At 65.0% G+C, this 19360-nt stretch carries 23 protein-coding genes, 1 pseudogene and 1 riboswitch; of the genes and pseudogenes, 9 read left to right on the forward strand and 15 right to left on the reverse strand.

Features of this window, described 5'->3' with window-relative positions:
* Positions 1–278: 278 nt before the first annotated feature.
* The 4 genes from AC4FS3_RS25145 (at position 279) to AC4FS3_RS25160 (ending at position 5273) form a co-directional block, all read left to right on the forward strand.
* Entirely contained in the window at positions 279–1307 is a 1029-nt protein-coding gene (locus tag AC4FS3_RS25145; protein WP_491022775.1) for an IS110 family RNA-guided transposase, read from the forward strand.
* A 442-nt stretch (positions 1308–1749) separates the two neighbouring features.
* A complete protein-coding gene (locus AC4FS3_RS25150; protein WP_491022776.1) occupies positions 1750–3909 on the forward strand; it encodes a ParB/RepB/Spo0J family partition protein in 2160 nt (719 codons plus the stop codon).
* A 92-nt stretch (positions 3910–4001) separates the two neighbouring features.
* The gene (locus AC4FS3_RS25155; RefSeq protein WP_198838666.1) at positions 4002–4316 is read left to right on the forward strand and encodes a hypothetical protein; all 315 of its coding nucleotides are present in this window, start codon (positions 4002–4004) and stop codon (positions 4314–4316) included.
* A gap of 633 nt (positions 4317–4949) precedes the next feature.
* Positions 4950–5273 carry a DUF736 domain-containing protein gene (locus tag AC4FS3_RS25160; protein WP_491022777.1) on the forward strand — a complete coding sequence of 108 codons (324 nt, stop codon included), beginning with the start codon at positions 4950–4952 and terminating at the stop codon, positions 5271–5273.
* 46 nt (positions 5274–5319) lie between these two features.
* On the opposite strand, the gene AC4FS3_RS25165 is transcribed toward AC4FS3_RS25160, so the two are convergent.
* The 15 genes from AC4FS3_RS25165 to AC4FS3_RS25235 form a co-directional block, all read right to left on the reverse strand.
* Positions 5320–5712 (reverse strand): NUDIX hydrolase, encoded by a 393-nt coding sequence (locus tag AC4FS3_RS25165; RefSeq protein ID WP_491022778.1) that lies wholly within the window; start codon positions 5710–5712, stop codon positions 5320–5322.
* A 159-nt stretch (positions 5713–5871) separates the two neighbouring features.
* Positions 5872–6621 (reverse strand): ABC transporter permease, encoded by a 750-nt coding sequence (locus AC4FS3_RS25170; RefSeq protein WP_491022779.1) that lies wholly within the window; start codon positions 6619–6621, stop codon positions 5872–5874.
* Complete coding sequence (locus AC4FS3_RS25175; RefSeq protein ID WP_491022780.1) at positions 6618–7322, reverse strand: ABC transporter ATP-binding protein; 705 nt, start codon at positions 7320–7322, stop codon at positions 6618–6620. The genes AC4FS3_RS25170 and AC4FS3_RS25175 overlap by 4 nt, the downstream gene beginning before the upstream one ends.
* Positions 7319–7996 (reverse strand): TenA family protein, encoded by a 678-nt coding sequence (locus AC4FS3_RS25180; protein WP_112309857.1) that lies wholly within the window; start codon positions 7994–7996, stop codon positions 7319–7321. The genes AC4FS3_RS25175 and AC4FS3_RS25180 overlap by 4 nt, the downstream gene beginning before the upstream one ends.
* Positions 7993–8943, reverse strand: coding sequence for an ABC transporter substrate-binding protein (locus tag AC4FS3_RS25185; protein ID WP_112309858.1), 951 nt, complete (start codon positions 8941–8943; stop codon positions 7993–7995). The genes AC4FS3_RS25180 and AC4FS3_RS25185 overlap by 4 nt, the downstream gene beginning before the upstream one ends.
* Positions 8940–9926: a HesA/MoeB/ThiF family protein gene (locus tag AC4FS3_RS25190; RefSeq protein ID WP_112309859.1), complete on the reverse strand. Its 987-nt coding sequence runs from the start codon at positions 9924–9926 to the stop codon at positions 8940–8942. Before AC4FS3_RS25190 ends, AC4FS3_RS25185 begins: the two co-directional genes overlap by 4 nt.
* Positions 9923–10519 (reverse strand): thiamine phosphate synthase, encoded by a 597-nt coding sequence (locus AC4FS3_RS25195; protein ID WP_112309860.1) that lies wholly within the window; start codon positions 10517–10519, stop codon positions 9923–9925. Before AC4FS3_RS25195 ends, AC4FS3_RS25190 begins: the two co-directional genes overlap by 4 nt.
* The gene (locus tag AC4FS3_RS25200; protein ID WP_112309861.1) at positions 10516–11280 is read right to left on the reverse strand and encodes a thiazole synthase; all 765 of its coding nucleotides are present in this window, start codon (positions 11278–11280) and stop codon (positions 10516–10518) included. The genes AC4FS3_RS25195 and AC4FS3_RS25200 overlap by 4 nt, the downstream gene beginning before the upstream one ends.
* Positions 11281–11283: 3 nt before the next feature.
* Positions 11284–11478 carry a sulfur carrier protein ThiS gene (thiS, locus tag AC4FS3_RS25205; protein ID WP_112309862.1) on the reverse strand — a complete coding sequence of 65 codons (195 nt, stop codon included), beginning with the start codon at positions 11476–11478 and terminating at the stop codon, positions 11284–11286.
* Entirely contained in the window at positions 11478–12464 is a 987-nt protein-coding gene (locus AC4FS3_RS25210) for an FAD-dependent oxidoreductase (RefSeq protein ID WP_491022781.1), read from the reverse strand. Before AC4FS3_RS25210 ends, thiS begins: the two co-directional genes overlap by 1 nt.
* Complete coding sequence (thiD, locus tag AC4FS3_RS25215; RefSeq protein ID WP_112309864.1) at positions 12461–13258, reverse strand: bifunctional hydroxymethylpyrimidine kinase/phosphomethylpyrimidine kinase; 798 nt, start codon at positions 13256–13258, stop codon at positions 12461–12463. Before thiD ends, AC4FS3_RS25210 begins: the two co-directional genes overlap by 4 nt.
* A 68-nt stretch (positions 13259–13326) precedes the next feature.
* Positions 13327–13431, reverse strand: a riboswitch (TPP riboswitch).
* A gap of 74 nt (positions 13432–13505) precedes the next feature.
* Entirely contained in the window at positions 13506–13757 is a 252-nt protein-coding gene (locus AC4FS3_RS25220; RefSeq protein ID WP_491022782.1) for a hypothetical protein, read from the reverse strand.
* The gene (locus AC4FS3_RS25225) at positions 13754–14302 is read right to left on the reverse strand and encodes a TSUP family transporter (RefSeq protein WP_332872054.1); all 549 of its coding nucleotides are present in this window, start codon (positions 14300–14302) and stop codon (positions 13754–13756) included. The genes AC4FS3_RS25220 and AC4FS3_RS25225 overlap by 4 nt, the downstream gene beginning before the upstream one ends.
* Positions 14299–15336: a nucleotidyl transferase AbiEii/AbiGii toxin family protein gene (locus AC4FS3_RS25230; RefSeq protein WP_491022783.1), complete on the reverse strand. Its 1038-nt coding sequence runs from the start codon at positions 15334–15336 to the stop codon at positions 14299–14301. The genes AC4FS3_RS25225 and AC4FS3_RS25230 overlap by 4 nt, the downstream gene beginning before the upstream one ends.
* The gene (locus AC4FS3_RS25235) at positions 15329–15937 is read right to left on the reverse strand and encodes a DUF6088 family protein (protein WP_112309866.1); all 609 of its coding nucleotides are present in this window, start codon (positions 15935–15937) and stop codon (positions 15329–15331) included. The genes AC4FS3_RS25230 and AC4FS3_RS25235 overlap by 8 nt, the downstream gene beginning before the upstream one ends.
* Positions 15938–16506: 569 nt before the next feature.
* Here AC4FS3_RS25235 and AC4FS3_RS25240 point away from each other — a divergent pair.
* The 5 genes and pseudogenes from AC4FS3_RS25240 to AC4FS3_RS25260 all read left to right on the forward strand — a co-directional run bounded on the left by AC4FS3_RS25240 (position 16507) and on the right by AC4FS3_RS25260 (position 19328).
* The gene (locus AC4FS3_RS25240; RefSeq protein ID WP_491022784.1) at positions 16507–16671 is read left to right on the forward strand and encodes a hypothetical protein; all 165 of its coding nucleotides are present in this window, start codon (positions 16507–16509) and stop codon (positions 16669–16671) included.
* A gap of 219 nt (positions 16672–16890) precedes the next feature.
* Complete coding sequence (locus AC4FS3_RS25245) at positions 16891–17376, forward strand: DUF6878 family protein (RefSeq protein WP_491022785.1); 486 nt, start codon at positions 16891–16893, stop codon at positions 17374–17376.
* An 11-nt stretch (positions 17377–17387) separates the two neighbouring features.
* Positions 17388–17747: pseudogene (locus tag AC4FS3_RS25250) on the forward strand (DUF6915 family protein); the annotation flags it as partial.
* A gap of 283 nt (positions 17748–18030) precedes the next feature.
* Positions 18031–18468 carry a hypothetical protein gene (locus tag AC4FS3_RS25255; RefSeq protein WP_491022786.1) on the forward strand — a complete coding sequence of 146 codons (438 nt, stop codon included), beginning with the start codon at positions 18031–18033 and terminating at the stop codon, positions 18466–18468.
* A complete protein-coding gene (locus tag AC4FS3_RS25260) occupies positions 18465–19328 on the forward strand; it encodes a DUF7007 domain-containing protein (protein WP_491022787.1) in 864 nt (287 codons plus the stop codon). The genes AC4FS3_RS25255 and AC4FS3_RS25260 overlap by 4 nt, the downstream gene beginning before the upstream one ends.
* Positions 19329–19360 lie beyond the last annotated feature (32 nt).

A 19360-nucleotide genomic window follows, 5' to 3' on the forward strand; every position in this document is an offset into this window, starting at 1 on the left:
ATCCTACGAGGCATAAGCCCTAAACCCGACACCCACCGCTGGCGTCAAGGGCGGATCACGAGTGCTGATTCACAATCGTTATACCTACGTCTGGTCAGTCAACTAAATTGCCTGCGCAGTCGAAGTGGTCACCCTAATAGTTTCGCCCATCAAGTTCGCACCAGGGACGGTGCATTCTGCTAGTGTTCTGGTCTTGCCCCGGCTCTGATGATGTAACCGCCCCCCGACGGCATCGATGTGCCATGGTGGGATCGTCACAATCCATTAGGGAGGCGGTCATGTCGGAGATTACTACAATCGGCCTGGATCTGGCAAAGAATGTGTTCCAGCTTCATGGTGCCGATCAATCTGGAAAGGCTGTTCTGCGCAAGAAGCTGCGGCGCGATCAGGTTCTGGCCTTTTTCTCAACGCTCCCATCTTGTGTTGTCGCCATGGAAGCTTGTGGTGGCGCGCACTTCTGGGGGCGTGAGATAGGCAAGCTGGGCCATGACGTGCGGCTGATCCCGCCGGCCTATGTGAAGCCCATCGTGAAGCGGCAAAAAAATGATGCCGCCGATGCCGAAGCGATTTGCGAAGCGGCCCAAAGGCCGACGATGCGCTTCGTGCCGGTGAAGAGCGAAAAGACCCAGGGCTCAGCCATGGTCTTTCGGGTCCGCGAAGTGCTGATCCGTCAGCGCACCCAGCTCATTAACGCGTTTCGTGGTCACCTAACGGAATTCGGTCAGGTCGTGCCGCAGGGCCCATCCAACGTCCAGAAGCTGATCAGGATCGTCGAGGATCAGACTTGCGGGCTGCCTTCCGAGGCAATGGCGACCCTGCAGGTTCTGATCCTCTCACTTCGCCATCTGGAGGCAGAGATCACAAAGCTTGATGCAGAGATCGCGCGCCGTGCCAAAGAAGATGATCTGGCCAGGCGGCTGATGACGATCCCTGGCATCGGGCCACTGATCGCCACGGCCTTTGCAACACTGGCGCCAGCAGCCGAGACCTTCCACAAAGGCCGGGATTTTGCCGCATGGTTAGGCCTCGTACCCCGACAACACTCGACAGGTGGTAAGCAGCGGCTGGGTGCTACAACGAAGATGGGTGAGAGATCGCTGCGACGCTTGCTGATCATCGGCGCCAACAGCGTAATCATCAAACGGAATGTGCATGCTGGCGCAAAGCACGGAACATGGCTGAGCGACATGCTCGGCCGTAAGCCAACTATGCTGGTGCGGGTCGCACTGGCAAACAAGATGGCGCGGATCGTATGGGCCCTGATGGCCCGCGGTGGTGTTTACAAGGCTCCGGCACCGACGATGTAAGTCGTCAAAAGCCGCGAGACGTCGGAGCGGAAGAGGGCAAGGAGACCTTTGGCGAAACGGTCGTGAGACAGGATCAGGAAAACCAGTTGTGCAACACGTGCCATCGAGCACGCGGCTTTGATTTGGACCTGATCTGCGAACACCATAGTGGCCCGCGGCATGAGATGGCCGCATCAAAGGCCGGATACATGTCAGCACCCGACAACGCGCCAAAAAGATCCCAAATACCCTCTTGCGCAAGGGGCGGTTATACATGTTGCACAGGCTTGCCCCCTGGCCAAGGAAATCCGTTCCAGATCAATGCCCGAGATGGGCTGGGCCTTTGGCCGTTCGACCGTTTCCTTGCCGCCGGTCAGGAGAGGGAGAGGGGGGAGGGGTTTTCCATGACGGGTTGGTAGCCGGAGAGAGGGTCTCCCCGGCGCCCGTCCTCGGAGTATCTGACATGGCCACTGCCGTTCAGAAGATCACCCTGTCGTCCTCGCGCGACATCCCCTTCAACAAGCTGGTGCTGAGCCAGTCCAACGTCCGGCGCGTCAAGGCCGGCGTTTCGGTCGATGAACTGGCCGAGTCCATCGCCCGTCGCGGACTGATCCAGTCGCTGCATGTCCGCCCGGTTCTGGGCGAGGATGGTACCGAGACCGGCATGTTCGAGGTGCCCGCCGGCGGTCGCCGCTTCCGGGCGCTGGAGGTGCTGGTGAAGCAGAAGCGCCTCGCCAAAACCGCCCCGGTCCCCTGCATCGTGTCCGACGCAACCGACGACGTGCTGATCGACGAGGTGTCGCTGGCCGAGAATATCGAGCGCGCACCGCTGCATCCGGTCGACCAGTTCCGCGCCTTCCAGGCCATGCGCGAGAAGGGCATGACCGAGGAGGCCATTGCGGCCGCCTTCTTCGTTGATGCCAAAGTGGTGAAACAGCGCTTGCGGCTGGTCTCGGTCGCGCCCGCGCTGCTCGAGATCTATGCCGAGGACGGCATGACGCTGGAGCAGCTGATGGCCTTCACCATCTCTTCGGACCATGAGCGCCAGGTTCAGGTCTGGGAGGCGGTGAAGGACAGCTGGTCGAAGGAACCCTACAACATCCGCCGCCTGCTGACCGAGACCACGGTGCGGGCCTCCGACAAGCGCGTCACCTTTGTCGGCATCGAGGCCTATGAGGCGGCGGGCGGCTATGTGCTGCGCGACCTCTTCCAGCAGGACGATGGCGGCTGGCTGCAGGATCCGGTGCTGCTCGACCGGCTGGTGAACGAGAAGCTGAAGGCCGAGGCCGAGACCATCGCCGCCGAGGGCTGGAAATGGATCGAGGTCGCGGTCAGCTTCCCCTACAGCCACGCCTATGGCATGCGGCAGTTGATCGGCACCACGGTCGATCTGACCGAGGATGAGCGCGCCACCCGCGAGGCGCTGCGAGACGAATACGACCGGCTCGAGGCAGAGTATGCGCAAGCGGAAGAATACCCCGATGAGGTCGATGCCCGGCTGGGCGAGATCGAGAGGCTCCTCGGCGCCTTCGAGATGCGGTCGATGATCTACGAACCTGCGCAGATGGCGCGGGCAGGGGTCTTTGTCAGCCTCGATGTCGACGGCACGCTGCTGATCGAGCGTGGTTATGTCCGGGCCGAGGATGAAGCACCGCTGGAACCTGAGCCCGAGATCGTCGATCCCGAGACCGGCGAGGTTCTGCAGCGCGCCGAGCATGAAACCAGCCATCAGCGTGCTGTGATCACGCTTGGGGGCGAGCCGGCGACTTCGCCCGAAGAGGAGGAAGACGAAGGAGAGGCAATCAAGCCGCTTCCCGAACGCTTGGTGATCGAACTGACCGCGCATCGGACCCTGGCGCTGCGCGATGCTGTCGCCAACAACCCGCGCATCGCGATGACGGCGCTGCTGCACCGCTTGGTGCTCGACTGCTTTGGCATCCGCAGTGCGGGCAATGCGCTGCAGGCCCGTATCAACGAAGTGCATCTGTCGGTGCAGGCTCCGGATCTTGGCGACTCGATCCCGGCGCAGGCCATCGACGAGCGGCATGCGGCATGGCGAGCGGATATCCCGCTCGATGACGGCGATGACCGGCTCTGGGACTGGCTGCACGCTCTCGACGAGGCCAGCCGACAGGCTCTGCTGGCACATTGCCTGAGCTTCGGGGTCAACGCGCTCTATGAGCGTCCGAACCCCTACAGCGGCAATGGCATCAGCCAGCATGGCCTGGATCGCCGCATGCAGGAGGCAGATCGTCTCGCGCGCGTGACCGGTCTCGATCTGGTTGAGACGGGCTGGAAGCCGACGGTCGCCAATTACTTCGGCCGCGTGACCAAGGCGCGCATCCTTGAGGCCGTGCGCGAAGGTGTGGGCGAGCAGGCGGTTGAACTGATCGGCCATCTGAAGAAGGGCGAGATGGCGACGGAAGCCGAACGGCTGCTGGCAGGCAGTGGCTGGCTGCCGGAGCCACTGCGACTGGACGCCCAGGATGCCGGCGCAGATGCGGCGGATGCCGGTGGCGCGGAAGCGGAAACTTTGCCCGATTTCCTCACGGACGACAGCGAGGACGATGAGCCTTTGGAAGACGAGGAGCAGGTGCCGACGCAAAGTATCGCTGCCGAATGACCTTCACGCGGGGCGGCTCCGGCCGCCCTTTACCCTCTCAGTCCAGCCTGCCCGGTCCTCGTGACCGGGCTTTTCTTTTGGAGCACGTCCCCATGTCGCATTCGATCGACATAGATGCGATCTTCATCGAAGATCGCTGTAACCCGCCCACAGAACGGTGCTTGCCCTGGCGCGAGACCAAGAGCGGTATTTCCGTCGTCGTAGAGCCGAAGCCCCACTGGGCGGACGACTTGCGGGTGTTCCGTCTCGATCGGCGGGAATACTGCTTCTATGCAGACTGGCTGGCCTCTGGTAGTCGCGCCCGATTTTATGGTCACATAGATCCCAGTGGCGCTGACCTGCTGTTGCAAGCCCGAACGATGCTTGCGCGCGAGATCGCCGAGGGGCTGTGGGATGAAGTGGCTTGAAATGGTCACCCCGGCCGTTCGACCGGGCCGGATTTTGGTTGGCGTTTTCCCTAGGGTCGTCAAGAGCGCACAGGGCTCAGTCTTTCCCTCTTTCCGGCCTCTTCGATCATGGGTCTGCTGATCGGTGGTGCGTTTTGATCGCGCTTCCTGCCCTGTCCCTCTTCCCGATCAAGCGCTTGGGCGGCAGATGCCGATCCGGCGTCTCGGCCGTATCCAATCTGATGCGTCGACTTGCCCGTGGCGGCAGGTCGGCGGGGAAGGGCGCGCACTGGCCTGCTTGCAGCCCGGGTGATCACCGCCGGTGGTTGCCTGTGGGATCTTCCTGGCGGTTCCTTCAAGATCGCCGCTGTCTCCTGTCTCTCTGGTGGGGAATGGGACCGCTCGCATGCGTCCTCTGTGATGGGCTGATCTGGCCGAAGACGAGCGCGCGGGCGCGCTTCGACGTCTCGGCGCAACAGCGTCGTTGAACTTTCTTCCCCTGCCGGCGGTGCCGTCATTCCTCGCGAGCCAAGAAAGCCCTGCCTGTGCTGTCAGGGTCCCGGGCGGGACTGCGCCGGCCGTCGTCTCCGGCCTGTCGATCGCCATCGAGGCCGCAATGGAGCGGGCCCGAACACGAGAGAATGGAGACAGACAATGGCGACCATCGGCACCTTCAAGAAGACCGGCAACGAATACACCGGCGAAATCGTCACCCTGAGCGTGCAGGCCAAGGGCGTGCGCATCGTCCCCGACCTGCGGGCCACGGGCGAGAACGCACCTTCGCACCGGATCCTGGTGGGCCGCGCGGAGATCGGTGCCGCCTGGTCAAAGCGCTCGAGCGAGGGGCGGGACTATCTGGGCCTGAAGCTGGACGATCCGAGCTTTGCGCACCCGATCTACGCTAACCTCTTCGATGACGAGGACGGCGAGGGCTACAGCCTGATCTGGTCGCGCCCCAACGGCAACCGGGGGGATTGATCCCCCCAACCACTAGGCCCCGGTCGAAAGACCGGGGCCTTAGGCTCTATTGCGGAGGCCGGTTGCTATATCGCCCGGGGCCAACCAGTCGTTGCTCGCACAGTCCTGCGAGGAACGCGCCCCGGCGTGCGACCTGCGCCACATCGAGGCTGAGCGCGATGTCGCTGCTTTCCAGGTCATCCATGGTGAACCAGGGCAGCTCGGTGGCACCATCGCCGGCAGCTGGATCGCCCGACATCCATTCGCACATCACCGTGACCAACACAAAATGCTGCCGCAAATAGCCGCTGTCATCGCGGTCAAAAGCATCCACTGCGCCGAAGACCCGCAGGACACTGGCCCGCAGGCCGGTTTCTTCGTGCAACTTGCGCAACGCGGCATTCTCGATGGTTTCCCCGGCTTCGATCTTGCCGCCGGGAAAAGCCCCACATGCCGGCATCGGGCGGATTGGCCCGCCTTGCCAGAAGCACGCTGTCATTGTGGAAGACAACGCAGATCACCGCGACGATCGGCCGGACGGTTGGGAGGTCGGCGAGAGGGGTCTCGACAGGCATGGTTGTCTCTTTCTCCGATTGTCGGGCGCGGGCGCGGGCGCGGATCATGATGGGGCAAACCGCCCGAAGGCCCGGTTGACCACCGCCCCGACGAGCGCGTGGAACGCCAGTGCGATCAGCGTCACCAACGCCAGCGCCGCGAATGTCAGGTCGATCCGCATGCGGCCATTGGCGTGGATCATCACCGCGCCCAGCCCTTCCGAGCCGCCGACCCATTCCCCGATCACCGCGCCGATGGGGGCGTAGACGGCGGCAAGCGTCAAGCCGCTGCCTAGCATCGGCAGTGCCATCGGCACGCGCAGATGCGCCATCACTCGCCATTTTCGCGCGCCCATGGTTCGGGCCAGATCGAGACAGGCGGGCGAGGTGCGCTCCAGCCCGTCAAGGAATGCCGAGGCCACCGGAAAGAAGCAGATCAACGCGGCCACCACGATCTTGGGCGCCATGCCATAGCCCAGCCACAGTGTTAGGATCGGCGCCAGCGCAAAGGTCGGGATCACCTGCGACAGCAGCAGCACCGGGCGCAGCGCCTGCGCCAGCCGGGGAAAGGCCGCCATCAGCACCGCCAATGCCGCCCCGATGCCCGCGCCAAGCGCAAAACCGGCAAGGATTTCGGTCACGGTGCGCAGGGTCGCGAGGGTCAGGACCGCATGATGGCTGAGCAGGGCGCGCGCCACCGCCTCTGGTCCCGGCAGCAGGAAGGGCGGCAGGCCGGTAGCAAGGATAAGCCCCTGCCAGAGCGCAAGGCACAGCGCGAGGATCGCCAGCACTCTGCCGCTGCGCGCAAGGGTCATGCCGTGTCCCCTCCGGTCAGCAGCGCCAGAAGTTCGGCCTGACAGGCCAGCACCCTGGGATCCGAAGGCGGGCGGGGGGCCGGCCCTTGCGGGGCGGTGGCCGGGGTCAGCCCGGTCTCGGTCAGCACCAGGATCTGATCGGCCAGCCGCGCGGCCTCGGCGTGGTCATGCGTCACCATCAGAACCGTGCGCCCGGCCAGCAGGCGGGCGGTCAGATCCTGCATCATCAGGCGCATCCGTGCATCCAGCGCCGAGAACGGCTCGTCCAGCAGCACCAGCGCCCGGTCCTCCATCAGGGTGCGCGCCAGGGCCACCCGCTGGCGTTGGCCACCCGACAGGGCGGCGGGGCGTTTGTGTGCATGCTCTGCCAGCCCGGTCTGTTGCAGAATATCTGACAGCCGCGCCGGATCGGGCGCCTCGCCGCGCAGCCGCGCGCCAAGGGCGGCGTTCTGGCGCAGGTCCAGCCAAGGCAAAAGCCCCGGATCCTGCGCCATCAGGGCGACGGGCGGCGCGCCAGTGACGGAACCCTCGAACGCGCCGCCGACCGGCAGACCGGCAATCAGCCGCAGCAGGGTGGATTTCCCCACGCCCGATGGACCCAGCAATGCGGTCCACTGCCCCGGCGGTATCTCCAGCCGGATCGGCGGGAAGAGCGCCTGCCTGCCGATCCGCACCTGTCCTGTCAGGGTGACGAAGCTCATGCCCGGCCGAGGCCCCAGAAGGCCGCTTCCAGCCGTGTGGCGGTGGTGAAATGGCGGCACAGCTGCTGCCAGCGCGGCAGGCTCTGCGCATCAGGCCCCAGCCGGTGCGCCACGGCCCGGTCGATCAGCGCGCCGGTGTCGCGGCAGAGCGTCTGGAATTCCGCGCCGCCATAGGTCTCGATCCAGTCGCGATAGGGGGTATCGCCGGCCTCGGCCAGCAGTCTTGCGCCGATCTCGCCATAGCCCAAAACGCAAGGCGACAGCGCCGCCATCAGGTCGAGGAAATCACCCGAATGGCCCGCCTCCAGCACATAGCGGGTATAGGCGAGGTTTTCGGGGGCTTCCTCGGTCGCCTCCAGTTCGGCGCGGGCAATGCCCGCCGCTTCGCAGGTGCGGATATGCAGATCCATCTCGAAATGCAAAAGCGCATGAACGGTGGCGCTGGCGGCCTTCATCTCATCGAGAGTGCCCGCCTTGACCACGGCCAGCGACCAGGCGCGGGAGAAATGGATCAGGAAGACGTAATCCTGCCGCAGGTAATTCAGGAACGCCGCGCGTGGCAGCGTCCCGTCCTTCATGCCCTCAAGGAAGGCATGGTGGCTGTAGGCGCGCCAATGATCTCCACTGGCCGTCCGCCATGCCGCAAAGCTTGTACCGTAATCGGGGGCGCTCATTGTTCGGCCCCCGGATCGAGTGCCAGCGCCGACACCGGCAGGATGCTGCCCACCAGCCCGGCCTCATGCAGGAAGGCCTCGAAGCGGGCATATCGGCCATGGTCCAGCGCCGCCGGGCTTTGGGCAAAGCGCGGCAGGGTGTCGGCCCAGGCGCGGGTGTTCAGCTCGTCCGAAAGGTCGGGCGAGGTGGCGGCGAACACCGCGAAGGCTTCATCGGGGTGGTTCAGCATGTATTCGGTGCCGCGTTCGATGGCGGCGAGGAAGCGGGTGATGCGGTCGCGGTCGAAGGTCTCGGAATTGGCGACGAAAATCAGTTCGTCATAGCTGGGCAGACCGGCTTCCTCTGGGAAGAAGCACCGCCCGTTCGCGCCCGCCAGCCGCATCTGCGTCAGCTCGAAATTGCGAAAGGCCCCGATGACCGCATCGACCTGGCCCGTCATCACGGCGGGGGTCAGCGACCAGTTGACGTTGATCATCTCGACATCGGCCAGCGTCAGATCCACCGAGGCCAGCATGGCGGCCATCACCGCCTCTTCGACGCCCGAGACCGAATAGCCGATCTTGCGCCCGCGAAGGTCGGCCAAGCTTTGCACCGGACCATCGGCCTCGACCATCAGGCAGTTGAGCGGCGTTGCGACCAATGTACCGACGCGGACCAGCGGAAGGCCCTCATGCACCTGCAGATGCAGTTGCGGCTGATAGCTGACCGCGAGATCGGCGCGGCCCGCCGCGACCAGTTTCGGGGGTTCGGTCGGGTCGGCGGGGGCGATGACTTCGACCTCAAGCCCCTGATCTTTGAAGAAACCCTTCTCCTGCGCGAGGATGATCGGGGCATGATCGGGGTTCACATACCAGTCGAGGATCAGCGTTAGCTTGTCTTGCGCCATGGCGGGGGTGGTCAGCAGCAGGCTGGCGGCAAGGGTGGCGCACAGGCGGGTCGGGGTCATGGGGTTCCTCCTCCGGTAGTGGATGTGTCGGCCAAAAGGGCGATTTCGCCGGGCCAATGCGGGCGAAGCCGGTCGGCGGCACGCCATGCGCGCAGGCCGGAGCGGCAGGTGAAGACGGCACGCTGGTGTGGTGCGGGCATCGGGCCATTTGCGCCAAAACCCTCGGGCGGCAGACGCAGGGCATCGGGAGCGACAGGCGTCGGGGCCTCGGCCTCGGGGCGCAGTTCGATGATGAAATCACCCGCGCGCAGGTCGGATTTCGCGACGAACAGATGGGCAGCTTCCGGCTCCGGCGCAGCGTCGAATCGGAAGGAGGAGCTCCTGAACCCCGCCATGTCATAGCGCCAGAGCAGCCCGAGCGGCGAGGGGTCTGCCTTCAGGATCACCGCCAGCGCCATTTGCGCCTGCATGAGGCCGAACATGCCGACAACCGGCCCGAGGACGCCCGCCGTGGAGCAGCTCGCCAGATTGTCGGGCAGGTCGGGGAAGACAGCCCGCAGCGATGGCGCACCACCGCAAAATCCGCCGACATAGCCCGATGTCCCGAGAACCGAGGCCGAAATCAAGGGCTTGCCCTGCGTGTGGCACAGATCCGACAGCGTATAGCTGGCCGCGAAACTATCGGCGCAATCGAGCACCAGATCTGCGTCCGCGATCAATCCGGGCGCATTGGCTGGGGTCAGCCAGTCGATCACCGGGGTGATCGTCACCTCGGGGTTCAGCTGCCGTGCGAAGTCCTTGGCCCCCTGCGCTTTGGGCTGGCCGATATGGGCGGCGTAGATCGGCTGGCGGTGGAGGTTGCTTTCCTCGACCCGGTCGGGATCGACCAGCGTGATCCGCCCCACGCCCGCCCCCGCCAGATATTGCACCACCGGCACGCCAAGCCCACCGGCGCCGACCACCAGCAGATGCGCGGCGCGGATGCGGGCCTGACCGGCTGGCCCGATTTCGGGCAGGATCTCTTGCCTTGCATAGCGGCTCATCGCGTGGCGTCCAGCCAGTCGCGCAGGCGTGCTTCGGGGTCCGGGTTCAGCGTGATATCGGTGACGGCCGAGACCACATCTGCGCCTGCCGCAAAGGCCTCGGGTGCGCGGGCGATGGTCAGCCCGCCGATGGCGATCAGGGGGATGTCGCCGATCTTCGCCTTCCATTCGGTCAGCTTTTCGCTGCCCTGCCGGTGCCATTTCATTTGTTTCAGGATCGTCGGCCAGATCGGCCCGAGCGCGATGTAATCGGGCTTCGCCGCCAATGCGCGGGTCAGCTCCTCCTCATCATGGGTTGAGATCCCGAGCTTCAGCCCCGCCGCGCGGATCGCGCCCAGATCGGCGGTGTCGAGGTCTTCCTGCCCCAGATGCAGCCAGTCGCAGCTTTCCTCGATGGCGAGTTGCCAGTAGTCGTTTATGACGAGGATCGCCCCCGCCGCCCGGCACAGATCGCGGGCACGGCGGATCTCGGCGCGGGTCTCGGCTACCGGGCGGTCCTTGATGCGCAGCTGCACCAGTTTCATGCCCAGCGGCAGCATACGGGCGATCCAGTCGGCGCTGTCGAAGATCGGGTAAAAACGCGGCAGGGTCATGCGAGGAACGCCTTTCCGATCACGGGGGTCGAGGGGGCGGCCATGTCGCGCGGCTCCATCGGATCGGCGCGGTGGGCTTCGCGCCCGGCCTCAATCGCCAATGCCATGGCGCGGGCCATGGCCGCCGGGTCGCCCGCCTTGGCGACGGCGGTGTTCAGCAAAACGGCGTCATAGCCCAGCTCCATCGCCTGCGCGGCATGGCTCGGCAGGCCGATCCCGGCATCGACGACAAGGGTGGTGTCGGGGAACTCTGCACGCAGCGCCCGCAGCCCATAGGCGTTGTTGATTCCAAGGCCCGAGCCGATCGGCGCCCCCCAAGGCATCAGCACCGCACAGCCCGCATGCAGCAGGCGGTCACAGACGATCAGATCCTCGGTGCAATAGGGAAAGACCTTGAACCCATCCTCGGACAGGATCCGCGCCGCCTCGACCAGCGCGAAGACATCGGGTTGCAGGCTGTCGGTGTGGCCGATCACCTCCAGCTTGATCCAGTCGGTATCAAAGAATTCCCGCGCCATATGGGCGGTGGTCACCGCCTCTTTGACGGTATGGCAACCGGCGGTATTGGGCAGGATGCGGGTGCCAAGCCCCCGGATCAGCTCCCAGAACGCCTGACCGCCGCCATGTTCGCGGCGCAAGCTGACCGTGGCGATCCCGGCCTTTGACGCGCGGAACGCCTCGGCCAGAACGGCGGGCGAGGAATATTGCGCGGTCCCGAGCATCAGCGCGCTCTCGACCTCGGTTCCGTAGAAGACCGGCATGGCTCAGCCCCCCTGCATGGCGGAAAGCGCCTCGATCCGGTCGCCCTGGCCGATCTCGGTCGTGGCGCGCAGGCTGGCGGGCACGAAGGTTCCGTTGACGGCCGTTGCGACCTTGGCGGTCAGGCCCTGTTCGATCAGCAAATCGGCAAGGGTAGCGGCAGATGTCCGCCGCGCCTCGCCATTGAGGGTGATATCCATCAGGAGGTCTCGTCCATGAATTCGGGGGTGATGCCGGTATCGATATGCTCCGCCGCCATGCGGGCGACAGCGGGCGACAGCAGGAAGCCGTGACGGTAGAGCCCGTTGGCATAAAGCGTGCTGCCGCGTCTGCGTAGGCGTGGCAGGTTGTCAGGGAAGGCCGGGCGGGCATCGGCGCCCATTTCCAGCATCTCGGCCTCGCCGAAGCCCGGATGCAGCGCCCAGGCGGCGGAGAGCAGTTCCAGCAGCGAGCGGGCGGTGACCACGCCGCGCCGGTCGCTCTCGATCATCGTGGCGCCCAGCATGAAGATGCCATCGCCGCGCGGCACGATGTAGAGGGGGATGCGCGGATGCAGCAGCCGCACCGGGCGCGAGAGGCTGACCTCGGGGCAGCGCAGCACCAGCATCTCGCCCCGCACGCCCCGCACGCCCCGCAGGTCCGGCAGCGCGTCCCGGGCGGCCAGGCCACGGGCGTCGATGGTCAGTTCGGAAGAGGTGGAGGGAGGGCTGGTGTGGAAGGCCACCCCGGCGGAGTAGAGGCGGGCTTTCAGCGCATGCAAGGCCTTGCGGGGGGCAAGATGCGCCTCGGTCTCGAAGAACAGGCCCGCGTTGAACCGCCCCGCCAGATCGGGCTCCAGCTCCGCGATACCCTCGGCATCTAGGCTGTGGTGGTTGCGGCTGCGGCGGGCGAAGCGGGCCAGCTCGCCTTTGTCGCGTTCGGGAGCCAGCACCAGCGTGCCCTTTCGCTCCACCGCACCGGTGTGGCGTTCCCACCAGTCCAAGGCGTCGAGCCCAAGGCGCTCCACCGGCTCTTCGGCGTCCACCACTTCGCAATGCGGTGCGAGCATCCCGCCTGCCCACCATGAGCAGCCATGCGGCCCGGGCGGGCCTGCGGGATCAATGATTTCGATCCGGTGGCCGCGTGTGGTCAGTTCTGTGGCGATGGCAAGGCCCATGACGCCCGCGCCGAGTATGCGGATGCTCATGCCGTCCACCAGGCATGGAAGTGATGTACCGGTCCGTGCCCCGAGCCGACCGAAAGCCTGTCCGCAGACGCGATGGCTGCTTGCAGATAGCCATGCGCGCGGGTCACGGCTTCGGGCACGGTTGCGCCTTGCGCCAGCCCTGCGGCAATCGCGGCCGAGAGCGTGCAGCCGGTGCCATGGGTGTTGCGTGTAGCCAGGCGCGGCGCGCTGATCTCCAGCGGATCGGGGCCGATCAGCAGATCCGTGCAGGTCGGGCCTTCGGCATGGCCGCCCTTCATCAAGACCCAGTCCGGGCCCATGGCGCGCAAGGCGTCACCCTGTGCCAGCCGATTGGCATGGTCGGCGGCGAGGGCCTGCCCCAGCAGATCGGCGGCCTCGGGCAGGTTCGGGGTCAGGACGGTCGCGAGCGGCAGCAGATGCGCGCGCAGGGCCGCGATCGCCTCGGCCGCGAGCAGCCGATCGCCTGATTTCGCCACCATCACCGGGTCGAGCACTACGGGGACCGCGCAGCCCTTCAGCGCCGCTCCCACGGTCGCGATCACCTCGGGGTCGCCCAGCATGCCGATCTTGACCGCGCCTACGGCGAGATCGTCGAAGACCGCCTCGATCTGGGCGCGCACGATGGCGGGGGGCAGGCTTTGAATGGCGGTGACGGCGCGGGTGTTTTGCGCGGTGATCGCGGTCAGCACGCTTGCGCCGTAAACCCCGAGCGCGGAGAAGGTCTTCAGATCAGCCTGAATCCCCGCCCCGCCGCCGCTGTCGGAGCCTGCAATGGTCAATGCGATGGTCGTCACGTCACCCCCAAAAGTGACCGACGGACTGGTTCTGGGGGCTTGGCGCACGGACGGAATCCCGCCGTCAGATGCTAGAGCTACCCGTTCCCTCCGCCGGTATGAACCGGATCAGGTTCGATGGGTTGGCTTTCGCCTCTCAGCCCCGGTTGCCCGGGACACCCCAACGAGTAAGTGGAGAAAAGGTTAGAGCGATTTCGTCTCCGGGGCAAGACCGGAACCGCAAATCGGACCCGGATAGAACAGCGGGTCACATCAGCAGCTTTATCCCGGATGAGAACAGCAGGATCGAGAGAATGCCACGCAGCCAGCGATCCGACAGATAGCGGCTCCCGATCCAGGCGCCGGCCGACCCGCCAAGTGCGACTGCACAGAGCCAGCCTGGCAGGGCGGACGGCATCTGGTCCCAGGCAGCGTAGGCACCGATCAGCGCCGCGGCCGAGTTCAGAAGGCTGTACACGGCCGTGGTCGCCGCAGTCTGGCGTGCAGTGACCCAGTTCATGCCAAGAATGACGGGGCCAGGAACACGCCGCCGCCCGTTCCCGTTGTTCCTGACACAAAACCAATGACGGCATCGGTCATGAGTGCTGCCATGAATGGCGGCTTGATCGGGGTATCCGGGCGGGAGGTGCTGGCGAGAAATGCTGATCGTGCCATTTGAAGCGCGGACAGGATAAGAACGGCCCCGACCAATGGGAAATAGAGCGCTCCTGGCAGATGGATGGCACCACCCAGCATCGAGAAGGGGAAGGCGAGGTTGGCAAAGGGCGAGACATTGTGCCACGACAAGCGGCCATTACGAAGAAAAAGTGCCGTGCCGATTGACGCGACGAGGAGGTTCAGCGAAAGCGCCGTCGTCTTCATGGCGAGCGGTTCAAAGCCGGCAACGCCTATGATCGCGATATAGCCAGACGCGCCCGCTTGCCCGACCGCCGCATAGACCAGAGCGACCGCCAGAAATGCGACCGCAAGCAGTGGCCCCGGTCGAAAGGCCGGGGCTTCTGGTCTTGCGGATGCCCGACGGCTTTCGGGCGGACCACGGATCAGGTGTTCACGTCATCCTCAAAACGCTCGATGCGGGCGAGGATGTCATCGAAACTCGGCGGCTTCGTATCGAACATCATGGGTGCCATGTCCTTGTAGTCCGCACGCAGATCCTTGATTCGATCCTCGCCGGGCAGAAGTCGCAACGTGCCGGGCCTGGCCAGGTCATAGCTTGCCCATGCCGAACGGAAGAAGATGGCTTTATGCTTCGCCACCTGCGCCAGAAGCTCGAAGTTCCGCGATGCAGCGTCTCCCTCCGCGGTCTCGAGGAGCATCGCCAGATCGTAGAAATGCCGGGAGAAATACTGAGGTGTCGGCGAACCGGTAGGGCGATGCGCTTCGGCATGGAGTGCGGTCGCCTTTTCCCAGAAGGTGCGCCGGGCAGACAGGACGGTGACCTTCGTGTCACGCTCGTTGAAGAAGTCAGGGTAGTCCTCGGCCGCATAGGGCCGGATCACCTTTTCCTCAGTTGGCCAGGGGTCTCCGCGCGCCCCCAGTTCGAGCTTCACGCGGGGGGTGATGTAGGACATGCCCGCATAATCCGTGCCGCCAAAGGCCGGGGGATACTGGAAATTCACCGTCTGCGCGTCATTCGGGTCTATCTCGAGCGACCAGCCACCATCGGCGGGATCACCCAGATGGCGCGCGAATTCTGCTTGCAGCGCTGGAAGCAGCCGTTCGGCAACATGCGTTTCGACATCGGTCACCAGATCCGCAATCAGCCTCGCCGCCTTGTTCTTTCCAAGCCCTTCCTGCTCAGGGTCCCGTTCGCCGCCATATCCCAGTTCTGTCCGGTCAAAGGACAGGTCGATATCCTCGGAGAACCGACGGATCGCGTCATAAGCCTTGGACAGCGAGGTGCCGCCTTTGAACACCAGCGACGCGGTTTCCCCGGGCGGCAGCGAGAAGACCCGCCGCAGGGTCCAGCAAACCCAGAAGTCCTTCTCGATGATCGTGTTCGCGACGCCGCGACCAGCGGCGGTTTCGCCAAAGAGTGCGGCACGGTCCGCGGCCGACAGGCGGGCAACCTTATCCAAGAGCGGCTCCCGCGCCGGACCCTGAAGGTTTTGGGTCGGCAATCGAGAGCAGGGTTGCCCGCATCCACGCGGGCGCCTGCGTTGCGCTCCTGGCGAGAAGCTTCTTGTCACTGACCGAGAGGTGACGGCTGGCCGCGTGCATCACGTCAGAGGCCCGTGCAGCACCTACATGGCGCAGGGCCTGAACGACCGTTCCGGCCGGGCTGCCGGGGGCAATCAGATGCTTGGGCGAGGTATGGCGAAGATCGATCACCCGCTTCCCCAGCACAACGCGGCGCGAAGGCCCATCCGTCAGCCAGTGGCTCTGCGCCGCGACCTGCGTCGAGAGGCCGAGCGCATTGGCAGCTTGCGGACCATCAATCTGCAGGTTTGATCCGGTTTCCCGAGCGAGGGCTTTGGCCACATTGTCGGGCAAGGGGGCCAGGGCACCGAGCTTCGGATGGATCTTGGGGAAGTCATAAAGGCCGCGGGCGAGACGCCGGAGGTGTCCGGCCTTCGCCAGTCGCGACAGGGCCTGATCCACCGCGCCACGGACTGCCACGTCCAGAAAGTCGCTGGGCGTAAAGACGCTGCCGCGTCCGCTTGCGCGGACACGCTTCATGATCCGATCGGGAACAGAGGCAGATACAGTCTTCATGTGTCAGAAAATAGGCTATGTTTTTCTTCCAATCAAGTGTGCGAGGTAACGCGTCCTGACTCTTGTTCAGACTGAGATTGTCGCGGTCGCGGACAGGGGGGACGAGCGGTGTGCTCGGCGGTGTGCGAAGGGGCCGAGCTCGGCGCTTGCGCCCTGTGCCAAGGGTCTATCAGGCATTCGCTGGAAGCCACCGTATTCATCGTCGGCGCGGTGCAGTTCTGTGATCTGGTCTGAAACACGTCGACACCTTTGATCAGCGAAGCGCCAAGGCCGGCGGCAGCGGAGGCATGCCGCCATGGGACATGGCTCCTGTCAGAGCCAATGCCCCATCCCCGCTTCCATTCGCAAACCTTGGTCCGATCCTTCTCTTTGAAATCAACCCGTAAAGGGTCGGCTTGACGCTTTGCGTGCCGCCCTCGGGGATTCGGGCAAGAGGCCCGAACGCCCGAGGGTGATTGCAGATCCGGTCAGACACTTCGGGCGCCTGTCGAGCGGGGGATGGTCCCTCGTCTCCAAAGACAGGAGCCAGTCCCATGTCCAAGAAGGATGCCACCGCATACGCTGCCAGCCTCGCCGTTACGCTGATGGTCTCGATCGTCGTGTTTCAGGCCGGTGATGGCAGCCATGCCGCCATGCCCGCCGATGAATATGATGGCGATGAGGCCCTCATCGCCCTCGAGATCGACCCCTGGCAGTGAGGCGCGCAAGCGCCTCACGTCCCTACGGGCGGCCCGCGATGCGCCGCGCCGCCCACCGGGGACGCGCGATCACCCGCCTGTGGCGCGCGCCGCGCAGCGGAGCCGAGATGAACCCCGGCGCGGGAGAGGCAGAGGTGGGGTCCGGGAAGGGCGAGCCTTCCGGTCCCAGAGAGAGCGCCGGTCGGCTTCACCTGTCCCTTCGCTCTCAGGAGAAGTCCCATGACCCAAGATATCGCCACGTCTCCGGAAGCCAGCCTGGCGGTCGCCATGGCGCAATTTGACGCCTCGCAACTGGCGCATCAGACGCTCAGCACGACTGCAATGGCACAGAACAAGGACACCCTGTTTGCGGCCATGCGCGCTGCCGGGATCACCGAGATCATCGTCACCTTCGATGGTGCCGGCGACAGCGGGCAGATCGAAGATATCGACGCCCGCTGCGGCGATACCGCGGTGCCGATGCCGGACACGGAAATCACGCTCGCACAGGTCAGCTGGGGCGTCACCGAGATTGCGACCAACACCATGTCGCTCTCCGAGGCCGTCGAGTCCTTGGCCTATGACCTCCTCTCCGACAGCCATGGTGGCTGGGAGAACTGCGACGGCGCGTTCGGCGAGTTCCATTTCGACGCCGAGGCCGGGACGATCCTGCTCGACTACAACGAGCGGTTCACCTCGTCCGAGCAATTCAACCACAGCTTCTGAGGGCGGAGAACATGGCACATCCATATCATCACGCCCTGTCCTCGGTTAAGAAATGGGGCGGGGTGGTCGAGGATTACATCAACCTGCATTCCTGGTTCGATGCCTCGAAACTCATCCTTGCTGACTTCCGGCACCGAGCTTTGCGCCACCATGCCGAAGGTATCTTCCTGCTGGAAACCGTGTTCGGCAAGACGCTGACTCTTTCCTCGGGCCGGGTGATCCCGACCCGTTGGGTGGGCGAGCAGCATGTCCGTGAGGATCTCGGGCACATCCCGAGCTTCGCCGACTGGGCGCGGGCGATCCGTCCGGAACCCTGGATGGGGCGCACGCCGAAGATCGAGGCCGAGATTGAGCCGTTGCCAGCTGCGCCGGACCCGGCACCTGATCCATTTTATCCCCTTCTCGGCCTGACAGCTGATGCCGCAGCGTTCACAGTTCTGCGCGCCGCGGCCCGTGCCTTCCATCCTATTATCCGCAAGGATCCCGGTCTCAGGCTCGCCCGGCGGCGGTTCTACCGCCAAATGCTGGCGGCCCATGCGGCGGCAGCGTCGCAAGATTCTCCCAGATCCCCGGGCACCTGATCGCCTCTTCCACCCCAATCCCAACTAGTCCCGGCCTCGCGCCGGGTTTTCCATTTCTGACAAGGAGCCTGTCATGGCCGACTACTTCACCCACTTTTCCTGCCTGCTTGATGCGGGATCGCCTGAGAATGCCGCCAAGGCGATGGCGCTGTTCCACCGCCTGCGCGCCGAAGAGGCGGATACCGACGATCCCGCGTTCAACGGCTTCGATCTCGTCCAGCAAGACGGGCCGAGCGGCTCGCAGCTTTGGATCCATGATGGTGATCAGGGCGATGTCGAGGGTGTCATCAACTTCGTGCTGCGTCTTGCCGAAGAACTGAACCTCTCCGGCCTCTGGGGCTTCGACTATGCCAACACCTGCTCCCGCCCCAGGGTCGAGGCTTTCGGGGGCGGCGCGCATGTCATCGATCTCGGTGCCCGCAAGAGCATCGGTTGGATTAGCACACATGAATGGCTGAACGCCGTTCTGAATGGCGAGGACATCGACGCCGTGGAGGCGGTCGCAGGATGAACACCACGGTTCCGATCATACCCGCGTGCCCCTCCCGACCGCTCCCCGTGATCGAGGTTGGCCGCAGTGCCGACGGCCTGCTGGTTGCGCGCGTCGGCGACACCGCCTTCGCAATGGTGCCGGCACGGCAGGGGCGGCATTTTCTGGCGACGGGCTGGCGGCTTTCTCGCCCGCTCGACACTTGGCGACGTGGTGACTTCTACGGTCATTCCGGTGATGTGGCTGACGAGGCCGCGTTCCGGGCGCTGGTCGCCGAGAATGCCGAACACCAGCGTGAGCGCGCGGCACTCGGGCGCCGTGAAATCGTCTCCCGGGCGTATACGCCCTGGGGCGCGTCACAGGGCGCGATGACCTATGGTGAAGGTGTTCTCTGCCATTCCACCGCCGGGCATGGCGGATTCCAGCTTGCGCCAGAGCAGAATGCCCGTGTGCATCCGCTGCTGCGTTCCTCCTCCGGGTTCTACGAGGAGGACGCCGAATGGGCAGCGGTTGCGCAGGCTTTTCCGGATCTTTTCACGGGTTATGAACGCCGCCTGGCTGATGAGACGCTGCGCAATCACTGGCCTGAAGCCTGGGAGGCCATACATGGTCGCGCCCTCCAGGCCGGCGAATCCCGGGAACGGGATCGCCAGACCTTCGAGCGCCAGCATGCACGGGACTGGATCGTGATCGCGGCGGTCAGTTCGGATCGCTTTCCCGGCTTTGTGGAAACGGTCGCGACACCGGGCGGGAAGCGCGGACCGGGCATCGAGCGCTACGGCTTCCTCGTTCCGTCAGTCGAGTATGAGCCCGGTCTGTTCGGGTTCGTGATCGATCCCGCGCGGCATTGCGCGACCGATGAAAAAGACCCGGGAGATTGACTTTGCTCCGTAGGTTTCGAGTCTCCGAGGCA

The organism is Pseudogemmobacter sp. TB195, from assembly GCF_058313095.1.